The organism is Serratia sp. OS31, from assembly GCF_014164835.1.
GTDB lineage: Bacteria > Pseudomonadota > Gammaproteobacteria > Enterobacterales > Enterobacteriaceae > Serratia > Serratia liquefaciens_A.
In genome coordinates this window covers 1-1620 of sequence record NZ_JACJFQ010000087.1, presented here as the reverse complement: position 1 = coordinate 1620, position 1620 = coordinate 1, and the positions used below count along the sequence as shown (strand labels likewise).

At 53.0% G+C, this 1620-nt stretch carries 2 rRNA genes; both read right to left on the bottom strand.

What is annotated here, in order from left to right:
• Positions 1-5 precede the first annotated feature (5 nt).
• Positions 6-121, bottom strand: a 5S ribosomal RNA gene (gene rrf / locus H5P17_RS26390).
• Between the two features lie 98 nt (positions 122-219).
• Positions 220-1620 (bottom strand): 23S ribosomal RNA (locus tag H5P17_RS26385); the annotation flags it as partial.

Sequence of the window (1620 nt, the reverse complement as noted above, 5' to 3'; positions counted from 1 at the left end):
TTGATGCCTGGCAGTGTCCTACTCTCGCATGGGGAGACCCCACACTACCATCGGCGCTACGGCGTTTCACTTCTGAGTTCGGCATGGGGTCAGGTGGGACCACCGCGCTATTGCCGCCAGGCAAATTCTGTTTCATTCCAACCGCTACTCGCATAGCCATTGAAACCAATCTCGGAACTTCGCTGAAAATCTGTCTCTCTAAAACACCTTCGGTGTTGTAAGGTTAAGCCTCACGGATCATTAGTACTGGTTAGCTCAATGCATCGCTGCACTTACACACCCAGCCTATCAACGTCTTAGTCTTAAACGTTCCTTCAGGGACCTTAAAGGCCCAGGGAAGACTCATCTCGAGGCAAGTTTCGCGCTTAGATGCTTTCAGCGCTTATCTTTTCCGCACTTAGCTACCGGGCAGTGCCATTGGCATGACAACCCGAACACCAGTGGTGCGTTCACTCCGGTCCTCTCGTACTAGGAGCAACCCCTCTCAATCTTCCAACGCCCACGGCAGATAGGGACCGAACTGTCTCACGACGTTCTAAACCCAGCTCGCGTACCACTTTAAATGGCGAACAGCCATACCCTTGGGACCTACTTCAGCCCCAGGATGTGATGAGCCGACATCGAGGTGCCAAACACCGCCGTCGATATGAACTCTTGGGCGGTATCAGCCTGTTATCCCCGGAGTACCTTTTATCCGTTGAGCGATGGCCCTTCCATTCAGAACCACCGGATCACTAAGACCTACTTTCGTACCTGCTCGAGCCGTCACTCTCGCAGTCAAGCTAGCTTATGCCTTTGCACTAACCTCACGATGTCCGACCGTGATTAGCTAACCTTCGTGCTCCTCCGTTACTCTTTGGGAGGAGACCGCCCCAGTCAAACTACCCACCAGACACTGTCCTCACCCCGGATCACGGGGCCGAGTTAGAACATCAAACATTAAAGGGTGGTATTTCAAGGTTGGCTCCACGCAGACTGGCGTCCACGCTTCAAAGCCTCCCACCTATCCTACACATCAAGGCTCAATGTTCAGTGTCAAGCTATAGTAAAGGTTCACGGGGTCTTTCCGTCTTGCCGCGGGTACACTGCATCTTCACAGCGAGTTCAATTTCACTGAGTCTCGGGTGGAGACAGCCTGGCCATCATTACGCCATTCGTGCAGGTCGGAACTTACCCGACAAGGAATTTCGCTACCTTAGGACCGTTATAGTTACGGCCGCCGTTTACTGGGGCTTCGATCAAGAGCTTCGCCTTGCGGCTGACCCCATCAATTAACCTTCCAGCACCGGGCAGGCGTCACACCGTATACGTCCACTTTCGTGTTTGCACAGTGCTGTGTTTTTATTAAACAGTTGCAGCCAGCTGGTATCTGCGACTGGCTTCAGCTCCGAGAGCAAGTCTCTTCACCTACGCGCCAGCGTGCCTTCTCCCGAAGTTACGGCACCATTTTGCCTAGTTCCTTCACCCGAGTTCTCTCAAGCGCCTTGGTATTCTCTACCTGACCACCTGTGTCGGTTTGGGGTACGATTCTGTGTTACCTGATGCTTAGAGGCTTTTCCTGGAAGCTTGGCATCAACTACTTCTGCACCGTAGTGCATCGTCATCACGCCTCAGGGTTGA